Annotated in this window: 13 protein-coding genes; 3 read left to right on the top strand and 10 right to left on the bottom strand. The window is 33.3% G+C overall.

Annotation, left to right across the window (positions count from 1 at the left end):
• Window positions 1-9: 9 nt before the first annotated feature.
• The 6 genes from GQR98_RS06235 to glgA form a co-directional block, all read right to left on the bottom strand.
• The gene (locus GQR98_RS06235) at window positions 10-408 is read right to left on the bottom strand and encodes an MFS transporter (RefSeq protein ID WP_159018755.1); all 399 of its coding nucleotides are present in this window, start codon (window positions 406-408) and stop codon (window positions 10-12) included.
• A 259-nt stretch (window positions 409-667) separates the two neighbouring features.
• The gene (locus GQR98_RS06230) at window positions 668-3,064 is read right to left on the bottom strand and encodes a glycoside hydrolase family 31 protein (RefSeq protein ID WP_159018754.1); all 2,397 of its coding nucleotides are present in this window, start codon (window positions 3,062-3,064) and stop codon (window positions 668-670) included.
• Window positions 3,065-3,394: 330 nt separating this feature from the next.
• Complete coding sequence (gene glgB / locus GQR98_RS06225) at window positions 3,395-5,302, bottom strand: 1,4-alpha-glucan branching protein GlgB (protein ID WP_159018753.1); 1,908 nt, start codon at window positions 5,300-5,302, stop codon at window positions 3,395-3,397.
• Between the two features lie 73 nt (window positions 5,303-5,375).
• Window positions 5,376-7,313 carry an alpha-1,4-glucan--maltose-1-phosphate maltosyltransferase gene (locus GQR98_RS06220; protein ID WP_159018752.1) on the bottom strand — a complete coding sequence of 646 codons (1,938 nt, stop codon included), beginning with the start codon at window positions 7,311-7,313 and terminating at the stop codon, window positions 5,376-5,378.
• Window positions 7,314-7,415: 102 nt separating this feature from the next.
• Window positions 7,416-8,681 (bottom strand): glucose-1-phosphate adenylyltransferase, encoded by a 1,266-nt coding sequence (locus GQR98_RS06215; protein WP_159018751.1) that lies wholly within the window; start codon window positions 8,679-8,681, stop codon window positions 7,416-7,418.
• A gap of 30 nt (window positions 8,682-8,711) precedes the next feature.
• The gene (gene glgA / locus GQR98_RS06210) at window positions 8,712-9,914 is read right to left on the bottom strand and encodes a glycogen synthase (protein ID WP_159018750.1); all 1,203 of its coding nucleotides are present in this window, start codon (window positions 9,912-9,914) and stop codon (window positions 8,712-8,714) included.
• A 729-nt stretch (window positions 9,915-10,643) separates the two neighbouring features.
• On the opposite strand from glgA, the gene GQR98_RS06205 reads away from it, so the two are divergent.
• The 3 genes from GQR98_RS06205 to GQR98_RS06195 are packed head-to-tail and all read left to right on the top strand — an operon-like array spanning window position 10,644 to window position 14,796.
• The gene (locus tag GQR98_RS06205) at window positions 10,644-12,998 is read left to right on the top strand and encodes an outer membrane beta-barrel family protein (RefSeq protein ID WP_159018749.1); all 2,355 of its coding nucleotides are present in this window, start codon (window positions 10,644-10,646) and stop codon (window positions 12,996-12,998) included.
• A gap of 15 nt (window positions 12,999-13,013) precedes the next feature.
• Window positions 13,014-14,024 (top strand): sensor histidine kinase, encoded by a 1,011-nt coding sequence (locus tag GQR98_RS06200; RefSeq protein ID WP_159018748.1) that lies wholly within the window; start codon window positions 13,014-13,016, stop codon window positions 14,022-14,024.
• 7 nt (window positions 14,025-14,031) lie between these two features.
• Entirely contained in the window at window positions 14,032-14,796 is a 765-nt protein-coding gene (locus tag GQR98_RS06195; RefSeq protein WP_159018747.1) for a LytR/AlgR family response regulator transcription factor, read from the top strand.
• 7 nt (window positions 14,797-14,803) lie between these two features.
• On the opposite strand, the gene GQR98_RS06190 is transcribed toward GQR98_RS06195, so the two are convergent.
• From GQR98_RS06190 to GQR98_RS06175, 4 genes are all read right to left on the bottom strand, one after another.
• Entirely contained in the window at window positions 14,804-16,051 is a 1,248-nt protein-coding gene (locus GQR98_RS06190) for a CotH kinase family protein (protein WP_159018746.1), read from the bottom strand.
• Window positions 16,052-16,054: 3 nt separating this feature from the next.
• Window positions 16,055-16,612, bottom strand: a complete 558-nt coding sequence (locus tag GQR98_RS06185; RefSeq protein WP_159018745.1) for a hypothetical protein — start codon at window positions 16,610-16,612, stop codon at window positions 16,055-16,057.
• A 21-nt stretch (window positions 16,613-16,633) separates the two neighbouring features.
• Window positions 16,634-18,430 (bottom strand): translation elongation factor 4, encoded by a 1,797-nt coding sequence (gene lepA, locus GQR98_RS06180; protein ID WP_159018744.1) that lies wholly within the window; start codon window positions 18,428-18,430, stop codon window positions 16,634-16,636.
• A 119-nt stretch (window positions 18,431-18,549) separates the two neighbouring features.
• Window positions 18,550-19,818 (bottom strand): MFS transporter, encoded by a 1,269-nt coding sequence (locus tag GQR98_RS06175; protein WP_159018743.1) that lies wholly within the window; start codon window positions 19,816-19,818, stop codon window positions 18,550-18,552.
• Window positions 19,819-19,826: the final 8 nt, after the last annotated feature.

Below are 19,826 nucleotides of genomic sequence, written 5' to 3'. Positions count from 1 at the left end.
ATATGTTTTTTATGTTAAATCTGTTTTTACACGATCTTCCGTAGGGTGAATTAATGCTAGGTATAGAATTATTAAAATACCGAAGAGTATAAAATCTTTATTTAGAAATAGTATTAGAAAGGCAGCGCCTTCTAGTATGGCCCATCTTACTATAGATGCGGTTTGGTATACGGCCATATTTGCTTCTGGTTTTAGTGTTTTATCGGCTGCTTTTAGCTGCGTTTTAAACATGAAATTACTGAATATATAAGCAGTTATAGGGATAAGCACATAAATAATGTTAGATTGGCTTAAAGCTGGCATATTAAAGCTTATTGAGGTTACATCGCCTATAAAAATATAGGCCATAACTAAACCTGAGCATAAAGCGATATTTATCATTTTTGTTACTTTTAATTTCTCTTCCATAAATAAGGTTGTGTTGCCGTTTGGTTAACGAATTTAGATAATTTTTTTGTTATTTAAAATTACATAGCAAATTGGCTTGTAGTTGATGTGTTGACTGTATTTGGCAGATAATGCAAAAGCGATAGTAGTGGTTAGCTTTTGGCGAGGCGAGCATCGAGCCAAAACTAGTAGCGGATAGCGCGGTGGCTTGCTATTTACCCAAAAAAAGAAAACCTCTTCGTTTTCACAAAGAGGTTTTAGTACTATTGGTATTTTGATATTAACCTTTAATTTGAAGGTTTGTAAACTCTTTACTTATTACAAGGCTGTTGTTTTCGAACTGTACGTCTTTTAAATCGACATATTCGTTATCTACTTTTATAGATTTTACTTCGAAAGGTAAACCGTATAAGTTAATTTTAAAAGTGTTGTAAGTGGTTACGTATTGACCTCTTTTATGGATACGGATAATTAATTTATCTTCAGATCCGGCTAAGTTAAATTTCTTTAAACTGTAGCGCCCTTTAGTGTAATCGTAACCGTCGTCTGCATCTTCATAAAGTTCAGAATCTTCTTTACCATTTTTGTAGTAAACATCTAAGCCTAACTCTTCAATTACTTTTTCGCCTACGTATTGTTGTATAGGGTATTTAGGTATAACGGCACCTGCTTTTACAAAAATTGGCATACTATCTAAATCGGCATCTACCCACATTTCTTTTCCACCAACTACCTGTTTTTTACTCCAATGATTATACCATTCGCCTCTTGGAATATACATACGCCTTCCTTTTGCATTAGGCTCGTTTATTGGGCAAACTAATATTTGGTTACCAAATATAAACTCATCTACTCTATAGTGTGTTTGCACATCCTCTTGATCGAATAAAACCAGAGACTTTAGCATTGGTACATTATCTTGTGAATATTGGTAGAATGCTGTGTATAGGTATGGTAATAATTGGTATCTAATTTCGATAAATTTTCGAACAACATCGGTAATTTCTGTATCGAAAGCCCATGGTTCTTGGTCTCCATGATCCCCAGAAGAGTGTGTTCTACAAAATGGGTGGAAAGCTCCTAATTGAATCCAACGGGCGTATAATTCGCCATTTGGTTGTTCTGCAAAACCTCCGATATCCGATCCTGCAAAAGAGAATCCAGATAGGGCTAAGCGTTGTGCTTGTATATTTGCTATTTGTAAATGTTCCCAAGTAGCTACATTGTCTCCCATCCAGGTTGAGGTATAACGTTGTGTTCCTGAATAGGCCGAACGGGTAATTACAAACGGACGTTTAGGGTAATTAAATTTTTTCACACCATGGTAAGTGGCTCTAGCCATTTGCATGCCGTAAATATTATGAGCTTTATTATGGCTACATGGGTTGCCATCGTAATCGTGGCGTACATCTGGCGGAAATGTTTTTCCTGGTACATCCATTACTGCTGGCTCATTCATGTCGTTCCACACGCCTTTTACACCTATATCTTCAATAAGTTCTTTAAATAAACCAGCCCACCATTCGCGAACTTCTGGTCTGGTGAAATCTGGAAAATAACACTCACCTGGCCAAACTTTTCCTTTCATGTAAGGGCCGTCGGCACGTTTACAGAAATAATCTTTTTCTAGACCTTCTCTAAATACGCTGTATTCGTTATCTATTTTAATTCCCGGATCTATAATTACAACGGTTTTAAAACCATCGTCTGCTAATTCCTTAACCATACGTTTTGGGTCTGGAAAATAATCCTCACTCCAAGTAAAGCATCGAAAACCTTCCATGTAATCGATATCTAAATAAATAGCATCACAAGGAATTTGAAGCTCTCTAAATTTTGCTGTTATTTCTTTTACATTAGATTCTGGGTAGTAACTCCATTTACATTGGTGATACCCTAATGCCCATAATGGTGGCAATTCTGGCGTTCCTGTTAAATCGGTATAACTTGTTACCACATCTTGCATTTTAGGCCCATAAAAGAAGTAATAATTCATTTCTCCACCTTGCGCCCAGAAACTAGTTACATTTCTACGTTCACTACAAAAATCGAAGTAAGTTCTAAAGGTATTATCGAAGAAAATCCCGTAAGATTTTCCGTTGTGTAAACCTGTATAAAAAGGAATGGCTTTATAAATTGGGTCGGTATGTTTACCGAAGGCATAAGAATCGGTTGCCCAATTCTCAAAACGACGACCTTTTAAGTTTAAGTGTTCTGGCTTATCTCCTAAACCATAGTAACTTTCTCCGTTTTGAGCCGCTTTACTCATTTTTACAATATCGCCACCAAGCTCGTAACTTTCTTCCCAGTGAAAACCAAGTTCATCTTCACAAATTATTTTATTATCAAGAGCATCATAAAGGGATACTCTTAAATCCGATTTATGAATATGACAAATAAGTTTTGATGTGGTAACAATGTATTTCTCTTCATCGTCGGTAATTACTAAGTGGTTGTAACCTCTACTTGCATCTTCGTCTATAGCATAAGAGAAGTCTCTTTCAAATTTACCAACAGTTGTGTAAGTAAATCGAAGTACACTATCGCGTAAAACAGTAAGTTTAAGTATTACATTATTGGAAGTAGAAAAATGTAGAACATCTACATCTTTGCTATATTTTGTTATGTTGGAAGGGAATAGGTTCCCTTTGTATTCTAGCTCTGTATTTAATATCATATGGACTAAGTATTAAAATTAATTGTCGAATTTACTAATTTTTAAGGCGTGAATAGGCTTCTTTTTACTAAAAATTGAATAGAAATAATATGTAAAACTCAAATTTTTAGGGGTTTATTGAAAAATGCTTAAAGAATAGTAAAAGTTCGATTTTTTGATTTTCGGATTATTATAAATGACTAAATAAGTTGATTTTTTTTATGAATTCGATTTGTTAGAATATTAGAAAACACCAATTAGTAGTTTTTCAATTTGAAAAGAGATACTAATTGATGTTAACTTTTTTAAGTACAATAACTTGTTTTATATGAGACAATGAATCTAATTTTTCTATTTAAACTGAAAAATAGTTACCGATAAAGGAGACAGTGTAACCTCAGCTGAATAATCTTTACCATTCCAAGGGTCTTTTTTAATGGTAATTTGTTTTTTGTTTGAAACGCCACTACCACCAAATGCTTTAGCATCACTGTTAAACAGTTCTTTTAGTTTACCATTTACAGGAATACCAATTTTATAATTTTCGCGAACCGTTGGTGTTAAATTACAAATAACCACAACATCATCTTTAGACTCATAACCTTTTCTCATGTAAGACATTACACAGTTTTCATGGTCGTCGTAACTAATCCATTCAAAACCTTCACCTGTAAAGGCTTTTTCATATAAAGCTGGTGTTGTTCTGTATACTTTGTTTAACTCTTTAAAGTAATTCTGAAAGTTTTTATGTGGTTCGAATTCTAATAAATTCCAGTTTACACTGCCTTGAAAATCCCATTCATCATACTGAGCAATTTCGCCACCCATAAAGTTTAATTTGGTGCCAGGGTGTGTAAACATATAGCCGTAAAGTAAACGCAAGTTTGCAAAACGTTGCCACTCGTCGCCAGGCATACGGCCTAGAATAGAGTTTTTACCATATACCACCTCATCGTGAGAAAGGGGTAACATAAAATTCTCTGAGAAGGCATAAGCTAAACTAAAGGTAATATCATTTTGGTGATATTTTCTGTATACAGGATCTTTAGAAAAGTAATCTAAAGTATCGTGCATCCAACCCATCATCCATTTCATTCCAAAACCTAAACCACCCAAAAACACAGGTTTTGATACGCCTGGGAATGCTGTAGATTCTTCAGCAATGGTCTGTACATCTGGAAACGATGCGTATATTTCTTGATTTAATTCTTTTAAGAAATCTATAGCAGCTAGATTTTCACGACCACCATAAATATTTGGTTCCCATTCGCCATCTTCACGAGAGTAATCTAAAAATAACATCGATGCTACAGCATCTACACGTAAGCCGTCGGCATGGTATTGATCCATCCAAAAGGCAGCGTTACTTATTAAAAACGATTTTACTTCGTTACGTTCATAATTAAAGATTAAACTTTTCCAGTCTTGGTGATAACCTTTTCTTGGATCTGGATGTTCGTATAAGTTTGAGCCATCAAAAAAGCCTAAACCGTGCGCATCTTCTGGAAAATGCGATGGTACCCAATCTAAAATTATTCCAATATCATTTTGGTGAAGTTTATCTACTAAGTATTTGAATTCTTCGGGATAACCAAATCGAGACGATGGAGCAAAATACCCAGTAAGTTGATAACCCCACGATGGATCGTAAGGGTATTCCATAATAGGCATAAGCTCTACGTGTGTAAAATTCATGTCTTTTACATAGTTTACTAAATCGTCTGCTAGCTCATAGTAAGATAAAAAACGGTCTTCTTCAACCTGTCTTTTCCAAGAACCTAAATGAACTTCGTAAACTGAGTAAGGTGCATCTAAAGCGTTTTTTTTCTTACGCTTTTTCATCCAATCTTTATCTTTCCATTTATAAGAATCGTCCCAAACAATAGAAGCTGTTTTTGGAGGATGCTCACAACGGCGTGCATATGGATCGGCCTTTTCGGTTTTTATATCGTTATTATTACTCTGTATTTTATATTTGTAGGCGTTACCTTTAGTAACAAGCGGAATAAAACCTTCCCAAATACCACTAGAATCCCAACGTACATTTAATTGATGCTCGCCTTCCATCCAGAAGTTAAAATCGCCTATTACAGACACTTGTTTTGCTGTGGGTGCCCAAACGGCAAAATACGTACCTTCAATACCATCTACGGTTACTAAATGTGACCCCATTTTTTCGTAAAGTCTGTAATGTTTTCCGGCTTTAAAAAGGTTTATGTCGAATTCTGTAAATAAACTATACGGTTTTACTTGTGCCATAAAATTATGTTGTTAATTCCTGTTTAAAGGAAAATTATGTCGTTTTTTAATATGGGATTTAAACCCTTAAGTTTTACTTGTTAATCTTGAAAATGTGAAAAGGCATAGTAGGGTGTAACTCTACGTAATTCCATTCATTATGCCAATTATAACGGCTATCGGTAATTAAATCGTGCATTTCTAGATTGTGTCCGGCATGCACCGCTAAATCTTGCAACGGCACTTGTATATTAGCTTGTTGCGAGTTGTGTGGATCTAAACTAATAACTACTAAAACCTCATTAGTTCTATCATCGTTCCATTTATAGAAAGCTATTAAATTATCATTCTGTATGTTACAGAATTTAATATTATTAGTTTGCTGTAAGGCTTCGTTATGGTTTCTAATAAAGTTGATTTTCGAAATTATAGTGGTTAGCTTGTTTTTATGCTCCCAATCGTAATGTGTTATTTGGAATTTTTCAGAATTTAAATATTCTTCTTTTCCTAATAAAGAATCGGAAAGCATGTATTCGAAAACCGGACCGTAAATACCAATACTAGAACTTAAAGTAGCAGCAAGTGCGTAACGCTGAATATGTTTAGATTCGTTAGCGCCTTGTAAATGATATGGGTTAATATCTGGCGTGTTTGGCCAAAAGTTAGGTTGCATATATTCTTTTAATTCGCTTTGCGTGAGCTCTTCTACGTATTCGGTAATTTCGTGTTTACTTTCACGCCATGTAAAATAGGTGTACGATTGTGTGTAACCTTGTTTAGCAAGCTGTTTCATAACTTTTGGAGCGGTAAAAGCTTCGGCTAAAAAGATAACATCGGGATGTTTTGCTTTTACTTCAGAAATAATCCAATTCCAGAAATAGAAAGGTTTAGTGTGTGGGTTATCAACTCTAAAAATGTGAATACCACAATCTATCCAATATAGCATAACATCTAAACACTCGTTCCAAAGGGCTTTATAGTCTTCACTTTCCCAGTAAATAGGAAGAATGTCTTGATATTTTTTTGGTGGATTTTCAGCATATTGAACGGTACCATCTGGTCGCCATTTAAACCATTTTGGATGATCTTTTACCCAAGGATGATCTGGTGCGGCTTGTAAGGCGTAATCCATAGCTATTTCAAGATTATTATCTTTTGCCGTTTGGATAAGTGCTTTAAAGTCGTCGATATTACCTAACTGAGGATGAATATCTTTGTGTCCGCCATACTGTGAGCCAACGCCCCATGTAGAACCTACATCGCCTTCTTTGGCTTCTGTAGTATTGTTTTTTCCTTTACGGTTAACTTCCCCAATAGGATGTATTGGTGGTAAATATACCACATCGAAGCCCATGTTTTTCACTCTCGGTAATAGTCGAGCACAATCGTTAAAAGTTCCGTGAACACCTTCGTGTTCGGAGGCCGAACGTGGAAAAAACTCGTACCATGTACTAAATCTCGCTTTCTTTCTATCTACATACGCTTGGTATGTTTTGGAAGTGTTTGCAAGTATTTTAGTTGGGTTTTGGAAGAAAATAGTGTAAAGTCTTTCTTTTACTGCTTCGGAAATGGCTTCGCCATAATTATTTTCATCTTTAAAAATTTGCTGTAAATGCTCTAAATATTGTTTGTCTTCAGCGTTTACTTTATTTAAAAGCGGTTCGATATATTCGGCACCTTCTAATAATTCTGAAACCACGTGTTGGCCATCGTTTATTTTGCGAATTAAACCGTATCTCCAGTTTAAAGCATAATCTACCCAAGCTTCTACTTTATAGTTATAAAACCCTTGTTTTTGTACACTGAAGGATCCTTTCCACTCATCGTTAGAAGTAAGCACCATTCGAGTTTCTTGCCATGTTTTATCGTTTTCGTGTTTGTAAAGTATGGAAGCTCCTAAAACATCATGACCATCGGCCATAATATGTGCATCTACATTTACAATTTCATTTACTACACGTTTAATATAAAAGTCGCCACCGTTTACAGTTGGTGAAACATAATCAATTACAACTCTTTTTTGATTTTGCATTGTTTGCTTAGTTATGTATGGTAATCAATATTTTTTTATTCAGATTCCTCCAGCAGTTAAATAAGGCTTAACTGTTAGAGGAATTTGATATTTTTATTTTGGTTAAATCACGTATCCTGAAGGAATGGTTGCCCCATTTTTAACGACAACAATACCATCTTTAATAAAATACATATCTGTTTCTTTATCTTCTAAATGTTTACCACCGTTAATACGGACATCATCTCCAATACGGCAGTTTTTATCTAAAATACAGTTTTTTATAAAGCAGCGTTCTCCAATACCTATAAGTACTTTAATGTGATGGTTTTCAATTTCTTCTAAAGTCTCATAATAATCATTACCCATCATATAGGTATTTATTACTGTAGATTCTTTACCAATTCTAGATCGAATACCAATTACGGATTTTTCAATTTTTGCAGCACCAATAATACAACCTTCTGAAACAACAGCTCTGTCTAAAACAGTACCTGCTATTTTTGTGGTTGGTAGCATTCTAGCATGCGTGTAAATACGTTTTTTTTCATCGTATAAATCAAACTGAGGAATATCGTCGGTTAAGCCTAAGTTCGCTTCGAAGAATGAGTCTATATTTCCAATATCTGTCCAGTACCCTTCATATTGGTAACTTAAAGTTTTATGATCACCAATAGATTGTGGAATAATTTCTTTACCAAAATCGATGGTATCGGGATTTTCCATGAGTTTAATAAGTAAATCTTTATTAAATACATAGATACCCATAGAAGCTAGGTAATTACGGCCTTGGCCTTTCATTTCATCACTTACTTCCGATGTCCAATCTGGTAATAATTCCGCATCTGGTTTTTCTATAAAAGATGTAATAATATGTTCATCATTTGCTTTTAAAATACCAAAAGAAGTGGCGTCTTTAGCATTAACGGGAATGGTTGCGATAGAAATTTCTGCATTGGCAGCTTCGTGAGCTTCAATCATTTTATCGTAATCCATTTGGTATAATTGATCGCCCGAAAGGATTAATGCATATTCAAAATCGTGACTTAAAAAATGATGCATACTTTGTCTAACCGCATCGGCAGTACCTTGAAACCAGGTTTTGCTTTCTGGAGTTTGCTCTGCTGCTAATACATCAACAAAAGCACTACTAAAAAAACTAAAGTGATATGTGTTTTTTATATGCTTATTTAATGATGCCGAATTGAATTGTGTTAACACAAAAATTCGTTTTATATCGGCGTTTATACAGTTAGAGATTGGGATATCAACTAATCTATATTTTCCCGCAATAGGCACGGCTGGTTTAGATCTTCTATCTGTTAGAGGGTAAAGTCTGGATCCTTGTCCACCACCTAAAACAATGGCTAAAACTTTGTTGTTTATCATATTTTTAGTTTTTTAGTGCTTAGTTGTTAGTTATATTATTGATTCGTATAGTATTTCTACTTGTTTTGCAATGGCTACCCAGTCAAAATAATCTTCAACACGTTTTCTGCCATTTTTTGCCATGGTTTCTCTTAAGTTTTTATCGTTGATAACTTGGTTAATACCTTGTGCTAAATCTCTCGAGAATTTATCGGGGTCAATAGGTTCAAAAGGCGCTTCGGTTTGTTGTTCTAACGGAATTAAAAGTCCGGTTTCACCATGTACAACCACTTCTTTAATACCACCAACAGCGCTTGCTACAACGGCAGTGTTACAAGCCATAGCTTCAATGTTTATAATACCAAAAGGCTCGTAAATAGACGGGCAACAGAATACAGCAGCATGAGAATATAGCTGAATAATTTCTTCTTTAGTTACCATTTTATCAATCCAAATTACGTTTTCACGTGTTTTTTTAACTGCGTTTACGGCGTTTTTCATTTCTTCACCAATTTCTGGTGTATCTGGTGCGCCTGCACATAGTACAATTTGAGTATCTGGATCTATATATTTTATGGCGTTTACTAAGTGTATAATTCCTTTTTGGCGTGTAATTCTACCAACAAAAAGTACATAGGGTTTAGTTTTATCAACACCGTAAGCATCTAAGGTTGCTGTTTCACTTGTTTCTATGTATTGTTCTAGGTTAATACCATTGTAGATAACGTGTACTTTACTTTCGTCTACATCAAAATGTTTAAGAACATCTTCTTTGGTTTCTTTTGAGACTGCTATAAGAGCATCGGCCATTTCAATAGCCGTTTTTTCTACCCAAGAAGAGGCATCGTAACCGCGACCTAATTGTTCGCGTTTCCATGGGCGTAAAGGCTCTAAGGAGTGTGTGGTGATCACTAATGGTGTACCGTAACAAAGTTTTGCTATAATACCGGCAAAATGAGCATACCAAGTATGGCAATGCACAACATCGGCATCAATAGGCTCTGTGTTCATTTGTATACCGGTGCTTAATGTTTTAAATACCGATTTTAATTTATCGTCTGCACCATCAAAAATAGGGTTATCAAACGGGTAACCTTTTACACTTAAACTATCCGATTTCGAGTCTTGGTCTCCAAAACATCGAACATCGATTTTCATTAATTTGGACAGCTCATCGGCCAAATATTCAACATGTACGCCGGCTCCTCCGTAAACATACGGTGGAAATTCTCTTGTGTAAAAAAGTGCTTTCATTTAGTTGTTTTTGTTTTATAGGGTCGTTAGAGACATTTATTTCAAAACGGTTTGGAGCAGTTGTATTTTGAATATTTAAATGTATCATGAATAGGAATATCAATATAACTTGTTTAGTATCACAATAAAAGTAAAAACAATTTGTGTAATTGTTTCTTTTTTTTCTTACAATTTTAAAAAAATATAAACATCACTTTTATATGCTATGTTTTGTTGTAAAAGAAACAAAACAATGCCTGAATTTTGAAAAATTGTTAGTAATTATTAATGTGAAAAAATATTAATCAATTGGAACATTTTCTCAGAAAAACACAGTGTTGTTAAGTGTTTTTGCAAGTTTAATTATTATTAATACTTCCTATGTTATAAACATACAAAATAATTGTTAACAAATTTGACTGAATTTTATTTTTAAAGAAAAATAGGTGTTATCGAGTTTAATCGAATTATTCAATAATTAATTTTACTTAAACACCAAAAAGCTTGAAGAATAGTGATTGTTTTTCTTTAGTATTGAAGGAAAAAAAGGACAGCCGTATATTAGGCGATAAAATTCATGGAATTAGTGGCGTGTGTGATTGTAAATAACTGGGAGTTATGCTTTGAAGGCAAAAACAATTCAACTTTAAATAATACCAATTCAACCTTTTTTTATCCCATTTGATATTATTGTATTTTTTATTCCATCCATTTTTATTCAAATTTGTTATATCAAAAAATCGAACAGTTATGAATACAATTATTAAAACGCTCATTATTTTTTTTATAAGTATAGTTTCGGCTTATGCTCAAAACGATATTTCTGGTCATATTTTAGATGATAGTAAAAAGCCCTTAGAGTTTGCTAATGTTATACTACATAATGCAATTTCAAAAGAAACTGTTACAGGCGTTATTTCTTCCGAAGAAGGATTCTATAAATTTGAAAATATTGAAAACGGCAATTACTATCTCGAAATTTCGGTATTAGGTTTTAAAATGAAACGATCTAATGCTTTTATGTTAGAAAATAATTCTGAAACTATGGATTTTATCTTAACTGAAGATGTTTTAGATGAAATTGTAATTACCCATAAACGCCCTGTAATTAGGCAAACGGCCGAGAAATTGATTATAGATTTGGAACAATCAGAAATGGTAAATTCTAACTTACAAGATGTTATGCGTGGCGTGCCAGGAATTATTGTAACCAATAATGGTATTAGTTATGCTGGGCAAAGTAATATTAGAATTTTGATAAACGGAAAAACTACCGATTATATGGATATGGATACGCTGTTACGTGATATGCCTGCCGATAATATAGCTAAAGTAGAGCTGGTAGAGCAGCCAGGTGCAGAGTTTGATGCTACAGGGTCTGGGCCAATTATTAATATTATTTTAAAGAAAAACGTAAAATTAGGTACACATGGTAGTGTGTCTACTTGGGTTGGTGAAGATGAAGGCTTTGAGCATGGTACAAGTGCATCTATTGCTAGTTATAAAAACAAGTTAAATTGGCAAGCTAGTACAGGCTATTCGAGCCCGACATGGCGTGAAGATTTGTTTATTAATAGAAGCGTTGGAGACGAAAACTACAACCAAGCAACTATTGAACCTTATAATCCTAAAACGTTTAGAATTAGTGGTAGTATTGATTATTACATTAATGATAAACATTCTATTGGTTTTGGAGTTAAAAACAGTAATACAAATTCTGATAGAGTTGCAAACAGTGCAAATATTATAACAACAGCGAGCACTACAGATTTTTTGTATTCTGAAAATAGTTTTAATCGTGACCAAAAAGTATTTAATATCAATCCGTATTATGAGTTTAAAACGGAAGGACATAAGCTTACAGCCGATTTTAATTATGTAGATTATAAAAACGATAATAGAAACACATTGGCATCTGTAGACGGTAGTACTATTGCTTACATAAACCAAAGGTATTTACAAGACGGAAATTACCAAATTAAAACCTATAAGAGTGATTATGTTCGTACGCTTTCCGAAGATTTTAAACTAAGTGTTGGTGCAAAATATTCTCAGGTAAATACAGATAGCGATTTGCAATCTTTTAGTGAAAATGAAGATGGTGATTTTGAGTTTAATAACGCAGCAAGCAATATTTTTTTGGTAGATGAAAACATTTTTGCTCTCTATTCTAAAATTAACATCACAGAAGGTAAATGGTCTTTTTCTGGTGGTTTACGCTTTGAGGATAGCAATACAAAAGGGACATCTAGCAGTGATAATGAAACACGAGAACGGAAAATTTCTAAGCTTTTCCCAAGTGCGGCATTAAGCAGAAAAATAAATAAAAATTTAGCAGCAAGTCTAGCTTATAGCTACCGTATTAGCAGGCCTAGTTATAATACTTTAAACTCTTTTGTTACGTATTACGATCCATTATCGTCAGATGTTGGTAACGAAAATTTAAAACCATCGTTCACTAATAAATATCAATTTAATTTAACCTTCGATGGGCAACCATTTTTTGCAATAGCTTACAGCGAAACTAAAGATGATATGTTTCAGTTTGTTTCTCAAGATAATGAAACTGCACAAATAGAGCGTACAACTATTAATTTAAGCGATAGTAAAAACTGGAATTTTAGACTATTTGGTCCTTTAAGTTTTATAAATAACGTAGAAGGATATACGGGAATAATTGTGAGTCAAAATAAATTTGGATCTACCACTAATAATTTAAATTTAGAAAAATGGAGCTTAATTTGGTTTACTCAAGCTAGTTACGAGCTGCCATGGAAAATTAATGCAGAGGTTAGTGGAAACTACGGAACAGGCGCCTTAGAAGGAGGTCTTGATACCGATTGGTTTGCCGATTTAAATTTTTCTTTAGGTAAAAAGTTTTTAGACGATAAACTAAAAGTAAATTTAGCGCTTAGTAAAATTTTAAATAGAGGGTTTGTTGGGGTTATTGATTATAATGGCTTGTATGCAGAAGTAGAGAGTAATCAATCTAGGCAAAATATTCAATTAAGATTATCGTATAGTTTTGGGTCTAAATTTGGAAAAAAGACAAGTAGAAGAAACGCTTCTGAAGATGAAGAAAACAGAATTAATGATAATAATTAATATGTTTGTATAACTATGAATAAAAAAATAAATAGAACCGATTTTCTAATTTTAGGCGTTTATTTTTTGGTGTCGTTTATTATTCAAGGCAAGTATTATATTGAGCGTGATGCGTTGCTGAGAGAATATTTAATCGATTTTCCTGTCGAGACTATAAGTGTTACAAGTGTTATTTTTTTATTTACATTTTGGTTAATACCAAAAGTAGTTGTTCAAAAAAAATACGCTTTGTTTATAATTTACGGCGTTTTAATTTTACTTATTATTTCTGGAATCGATTATACTATAGGCTTTTGGACAGGAGCTAACGATTGGGCAAAGTTCCCTAAGGGTATCGATTTTGTTTTACAAATGATTAGTTTAGGAACTCAGCAATCGGCCTTTCCATTTGCATTATTTTTAACTAAAAAGTTTTATGAAGGGCAAACCGAATATTTAAAAATTGAAAAACAACAAAAAGAAAACGAGCTTAAATTGCTCCGTTCACAAATAGATCCGCATTTTTTGTTCAATAATTTAAATACCCTAGATGCACTTATTGATCGTGATACAGTAAAAGCTAAAGAGTATATTAATAGGTTGTCGCTTATTTACAGGTATTTAATAAAAACCAAAGATGCTGAGGTCATGGAGTTATCTGAAGAAATTGAACTAGCCGAAAATTATATGTTTTTAATTAAAACACGTTTTGCAACAGATTACGATTTTAAAATAGAAAAGAAAATTGATATTGAAGATAAGTTTATACCAACAGGAGCAATACAAACATTACTAGAAAATGTAGTGAAACATAATAAACCCGTTGACGGTAGTGCTATAAAAACGGTAATTTATATTGATGAAAATGAATTAACGGTTGTTAATACGAAGTCTAATATTATATCTAAGAACGAATCGTTTGGAACGGGTTTAGAGAACTTGAAAACACGATATAAATTCTTATCAGATAAAGAAGTTGTTATTGTTGATACAGAAGAAGAATTTAAAATAGCAATCCCGATTATTAATTTAGTTGAAGAAAATTGAAAATAGTATGAAGATTTTAATTTTAGAAGACGAAATACCAGCATACCAAAAGTTGCTATCCTTTGTAAACGATTATTTTGAAGATGAAATCCCTCACGATTGGGCACGCTCTATAAGTGAAGGAAAATCGATGTTGAAGAATAATACTTACGATTTTATTCTATCGGATATTCAGCTGTTAGACGGGCTTTCTTTCGATTTGTTTAATGATGTTTCCATAAATACGCCTATTATCTTCTGTTCTGCTCACGATGATTATTTATTTCAAGCTTTTAACACCAATGGTATTGCTTATATCTTAAAACCATACACGCAGTTGGATTTTAAAAGAGCTATAGAGAAATACCAGTGTTTATTTAAACAAGGGCATTACACGGCATTAAATCAAGAAACAATAAGCGAACTAAAGTCAGCTTTAAAAGAAGAGCACACCAGTTATAAAAAACGATTTGTTATTAAGAAATCTAAGGGCATTCAGTTATTAAGTGTTTCAGAAATAGTAAAAATAGAAGCCTCTGGCGATTTCTGCATGGCAACCGATTTAAAAGGGAAACGCCATACTATTTCTCAAAATTTAGGAGCTATTCACAGTCAATTACATCCCAGCAAATTTTTTAAAATAAATAGGAGTGAAATTATAAGTATCGATGGTATCGAAAATATAGAAAGTCATTTTAAAAACCGTTTACTAATTACAGTAACAGGAATTAAAGAAAAAGTGATGACGAGTTCGTCAACAACTTCCGATTTTAGAAAATGGTTAGAGCAGTAAATGTTTATTAAAATAGAGGAGTTAAGTCTTCTATGTTTTCTTCTCTCTTTTTGAAATTTTCTTTCAATAACTCAATATTTCTATACCATTCAATCATAGTATTGATATCATGGTATTTACTAATATGGGTTGGCATGTACTCCTTAATAGTATTATAGTTTTTGTCTACAATATTATTAAAATTATCAGATGAAAGCACCTTACTGTCTACAATTGATTGATACCTTTTATTAAATTGATTTTTAAAATCAGTATCTTCATATAAGATATTGAAAAGGTCTGTAATAGGATTTTTTATAGCGTCTTTAGCTGAGTATTTTGTAGGACTTTTTATGAATTCTAAAGGGTGTTCGTCCGTTTTTCGAGTATTAGCCCAGTCTAGATCATAAGTAATGAATCTAAAAGGTTTATCGTCAACAGCATAAAATCTAACATTGTTATAAGGCCAATCTACGTTTGATATATAAGTGTTGAAAATTATGTAGTCAATGAAATTGTTGATATCAACGTTTTCTTTTAGATATTGAATATTTTTGTTTTCAATAGCCTCAATGAAATCATCGATACGGTCAAAATCACCATCTTTTTTTTCGATTTCACTTGGGTAGTTAATTTTTGCTAATGTTATTGCTTTCTTTTTAACATCATTTAATCTAGAAATACCATTGGTATTGCCTTCTGTTCTTAGATTCATTATTCCTGAAAAACTATTATTTATAAAAACAATAGCTGGTTCGTAGTATGTTAAATCGAGATCTAAATCTGCATTAATGGCTAGTTGAGTGTATGATATGTCTTTTAATAAGGTTTCTTTAAAATCATTTCCGGAATTTCGTAATCGAAAAGATTTTATCTTTTCGATAGAATGATGAGAAAGCACATAATCTGGATTTATTAAAACGTTGTTTTTGTTTTCAAAAGTATCGTCAAATTTAAGACCTAAAGACTTTAGTTCAAAAGTTGCAGATTCTGTGCCTTTTATTTCAAGTTCGATTAACTCGTCAGAAATTAAAAGCTCGTTATTTCTATATAGGTTTAAAAAGGCTTCAATTTCAATACCATCATTATAATTTAAGTACATGTTATTGAATTCTTCTTGATTTACCGAAATATTTAAAACAGGGAAATCTGTGTCGAAATCAGAAATAGATGCTTCATCTGCTTTAATAAAGTCTCCTTTTAAATCTTCATTAAATTTTGAACAATTCAGTAATAATAGGGGTAAAATAAAAAAGAAAGTATAAGATGTTTTCATGCACTAAAATATTTTATAGGAAATACCTACTGAGACATCAAAGTTTGGTTGATTTATTAAGTATAAATCAGGAGTATTCGATAGGTTTTGTTTGGCTATTAGAAGCAGATTAAAGTTGCTGTTTAATATATAAGTTCCTTTTAATAGAAGCGAAGTTCTAATGTTGTGGTTTGCCCTAAAATCAAAATCATCAAAACTTTTATTGTTTGATAAGGCTGCACCTATGCCAATACTAGTTTTATTAAATAGAGGATAGCTAATTATAAAAGGTACATTTAAGTGTAAACTAGTAGACTTAAAATTAGAAACGCCAACATCTCCTGAGCTAAAATACCATTGCGCACCTATTCCTGTTTCTGCAAATAGTTTTTTATAAAGATTGAATTGATAGTTAGCATTTACTTGAGTTGTAAATACATTGTAATTCTCAACACTTTCATTTACAAGTGTTAGGTTTTTGTTAAACCCAACACCTGTTAGAATCTCTGCAGAAAAGTGTTTTTGAGCATAATTATTTTGAAAAAGAATTAAAGCGAAAGCTAAAAAAACGATTTTTTTCATTTTAAAAATTATAAAAATGTTTTAATCATTCAACTTTAAAACAGCCATAAACGCTTGCTGAGGTATTTCTACATTACCTACTTGGCGCATACGTTTTTTACCTTTTTTCTGCTTTTCAAGTAGTTTTCTTTTACGAGAAATATCACCACCATAACATTTTGCTGTTACATCTTTTCTAAGGGCTTTAATTGTTTCTCTCGAAATAATTTTTGCACCAATAGCCGCCTGAATTGGAATATCGAATTGTTGACGTGGAATTAATTCTTTTAATTTCTCACACATTTTCTTACCAATATTCTGTGCGTTATCGGCGTGAATTAAGGCAGAAAGCGCATCAACAGTAAGTGCATTTAATAAAATATCTAAACGTACTAATTTTGATTCTTTCATTCCGATAGGATGGTAATCGAAAGAAGCATACCCTTTGGAAACTGTTTTTAAACGATCGTAAAAATCGAATACAATTTCTGCAAGAGGCATTTCAAAAGTTAACTCAACACGTTCCGGTGTTAAATACGTTTGATTAAGAACGATACCACGTTTTTCAATACAAAGAGACATCACATTACCAACAAAATCAGATTTTGTAATAATAGTAGCCTTAATATAAGGTTCCTCAACACGATTTACTGTAGTAGGTTCCGGTAAATCCGACGGGTTATTTACAATAAAGGCTTCGTTCGGGTTTTTGTTTGTATAAGCATGGTAAGATACATTGGGAACAGTAGTAATTACCGTCATATCGAACTCGCGTTCTAAACGTTCTTGTATAATTTCCATGTGTAACATTCCTAAGAATCCACAACGGAAACCAAAACCTAAAGCCGCAGAACTTTCTGGAGCAAACACTAACGAGGCATCGTTAAGTTGTAGCTTTTCCATAGAGTTTCTAAGCTCTTCGTAATCTTCAGTATCTACAGGATAAATACCAGCAAATACCATTGGTTTTACATCTTCAAAGCCTTCTACAATATTTGTAGTTGGGTTAGCAAAATCGGTAATAGTATCACCAACTTTTACTTCCTTAGCGGTTTTAATACCTGTAATTAAGTAACCTACATCTCCAGTTTTTACGCTTTTTTTAGCAACTTGAGTTAGTTTTAAAGTTCCAACTTCGTCTGCATAATATTCTTTATCTGTAGCAACAAATTTAATTTTTTGTCCCTTTTTTATTTCACCATTAAAAACTCTAAAATACGTTTCAATACCTCTAAAAGTATTGTAAACCGAGTCGAAAATTAAGGCTTGTAAAGGTGCATCAGGATCTCCTTTTGGAGCAGGAACACGATCGATAATAGCTTTTAAAATATTCTCGACACCAAAACCTGTTTTTCCACTGGCGTGAATAACTTCTTCTGGATCGCAACCTAATAAATCTACAATATCATCGGTAACCTCCTCTGGGTTTGCACTTGGTAAATCTACTTTATTTAACACCGGAATAATTTCTAAATCATTCTCTAAAGCTAAGTATAAGTTAGAAATAGTTTGTGCTTGTATACTTTGTGCGGCATCTACAATTAGAAGCGCACCCTCGCAGGCAGCAATAGATCTAGAAACCTCATAAGAGAAATCTACGTGGCCAGGAGTATCAATTAAATTTAATATATATTTTTCACCATCTAACTCATAATCCATTTGGATGGCGTGCGATTTTATGGTAATACCACGTTCGCGCTCCAAATCCATACTATCAAGTAGTTGGGCTTGTTGCTCTCTAGCTGTTACAGAGCCTGTAAAATCTAACAAACGGTCGGCAAGTGTGCTTTTTCCGTGGTCAATATGTGCAATAATGCAAAAGTTTCTAATGTTCTTCATAATCAACAGTCTTCAAAAAATCGAAGATTTGCCAAAGATAGCTGTTTTCATTGAGTTTTACGATTAGACTTTTTAGGTTTCTTACATTGTTTTGATTTCAATTTGATATGAAGTAAAAATTAATCATCACTTTCGTGTGCTTTTAAATCTTCAGTTAAATCTAATTTCCTAAAAGAAGGAGAAGCTAAACCTGTGGCAACCACAGTAATTAATGTCATGGTACCTCCAAAAACCACAGCAGTAACGGCACCGAAAAATTTCGCGGTAACGCCACTTTCAAAAGCGCCTAACTCGTTTGAAGATCCTACAAACATAGAGTTTACTGAGGATACACGACCACGCATATGGTCGGGTGTTTTTATCTGAAAAATGGTTTGTCTAATCACCATAGACACACCATCTGTCATGCCGCTAAAGAATAAGGCTATTGCTGAAACCCAAAATATATTAGATAACCCGAATACAATAATACAGACTCCAAAACCGAAAATAGCGACTAATAATTTCATGCCTGCATTTTTACTTATCGGAATATATGCTGTAATCAACATAGTAATGAAAGCGCCAACGGCTGGTGCGGCACGTAATACGCCAAAACCTTCGCTTCCTACTTTTAAAATGTCTTGTGCAAAAACAGGAAGTAGTGCAATGGCTCCACCAAAAAGTACGGCAACCATATCTAAAGTCATGGCACCTAAAATAGCTTTAGTTTTAAATACAAAACGCACACCTTCTTTTAAGCTGTCTATTACAGGTTCTCCTATTTTAGGGTTTAAAATAGGTTTGCGTTTTATTTGTAATAAGATAAAAAAGGACATAAGAATGAGTCCGAATATGATGCATAGCGACCAATGTACTCCAATCCAACCGATGGTGAAACCTCCTAGAGCAGGGCCTAAAACACCTGCCATTTGCCAAGTTGAACTGTTCCATGTAGCGGCGTTAGGATATACTTTTTTAGGAACAATTAAAGCTACAAGAGAAAAGATCGTAGGTCCAAAAAAGGAACGTAAAAAGCCCCCAAAGAAGACTAAGGCGTAAATGGAATATAAAATGCTTTTAGAACCCCAATCTCCAACAATTTTATCCCAAGTGAGCATAAATAATCCAAAACTAATTAGAGAAAAAGCAGCAATACAAGTGGCTAAGAGATTTCGTTTTTCTTTTTGATCTACAATATGTCCTGCAAAAAGCGCCATGGTAAAGGCCGGTATAATTTCCATTAAACCAATAATACCAAGAGATAAAGGATCTTTTGTAAGGCTGTAAACTTGCCACTCAATAACAATAAATTGCATAGACCAACCAAAAACAAGTAGAAAGCGGACTAATAAAAATATATTGAATTCTTTAATGCGCAGTGCTGCGTAGGGATCAGTTTTTGCCATGATTACCT

The organism is Algibacter sp. L3A6 (assembly GCF_009796825.1).
Taxonomy (GTDB): Bacteria; Bacteroidota; Bacteroidia; order Flavobacteriales; family Flavobacteriaceae; genus Algibacter.
The sequence above is the reverse complement of the archived record's forward strand: the minus strand, read 5'-3'. Positions and strand labels throughout refer to the sequence as shown.

Excerpts from the sequence above, each read along its gene's own strand:
- glgA (WP_159018750.1), bottom strand. The coding sequence starts at position 9,914 with ATGAAAGCACTTTTTTACACAAGAGAATTTCCACCGTATGTTTACGGA.
- GQR98_RS06230 (WP_159018754.1), bottom strand. The coding sequence starts at position 3,064 with ATGATATTAAATACAGAGCTAGAATACAAAGGGAACCTATTCCCTTCC.
- GQR98_RS06190 (WP_159018746.1), bottom strand. The coding sequence starts at position 16,051 with ATGAAAACATCTTATACTTTCTTTTTTATTTTACCCCTATTATTACTG.
- GQR98_RS06200 (WP_159018748.1), top strand. The coding sequence starts at position 13,014 with ATGAATAAAAAAATAAATAGAACCGATTTTCTAATTTTAGGCGTTTAT.
- GQR98_RS06235 (WP_159018755.1), bottom strand. The coding sequence starts at position 408 with ATGGAAGAGAAATTAAAAGTAACAAAAATGATAAATATCGCTTTATGC.
- GQR98_RS06205 (WP_159018749.1), top strand. The coding sequence starts at position 10,644 with ATGAATACAATTATTAAAACGCTCATTATTTTTTTTATAAGTATAGTT.
- GQR98_RS06185 (WP_159018745.1), bottom strand. The coding sequence starts at position 16,612 with ATGAAAAAAATCGTTTTTTTAGCTTTCGCTTTAATTCTTTTTCAAAAT.
- GQR98_RS06215 (WP_159018751.1), bottom strand. The coding sequence starts at position 8,681 with ATGATAAACAACAAAGTTTTAGCCATTGTTTTAGGTGGTGGACAAGGA.
- GQR98_RS06175 (WP_159018743.1), bottom strand. The coding sequence starts at position 19,818 with ATGGCAAAAACTGATCCCTACGCAGCACTGCGCATTAAAGAATTCAAT.
- lepA (WP_159018744.1), bottom strand. The coding sequence starts at position 18,430 with ATGAAGAACATTAGAAACTTTTGCATTATTGCACATATTGACCACGGA.
- glgB (WP_159018753.1), bottom strand. The coding sequence starts at position 5,302 with ATGGCACAAGTAAAACCGTATAGTTTATTTACAGAATTCGACATAAAC.
- GQR98_RS06220 (WP_159018752.1), bottom strand. The coding sequence starts at position 7,313 with ATGCAAAATCAAAAAAGAGTTGTAATTGATTATGTTTCACCAACTGTA.
- GQR98_RS06195 (WP_159018747.1), top strand. The coding sequence starts at position 14,032 with ATGAAGATTTTAATTTTAGAAGACGAAATACCAGCATACCAAAAGTTG.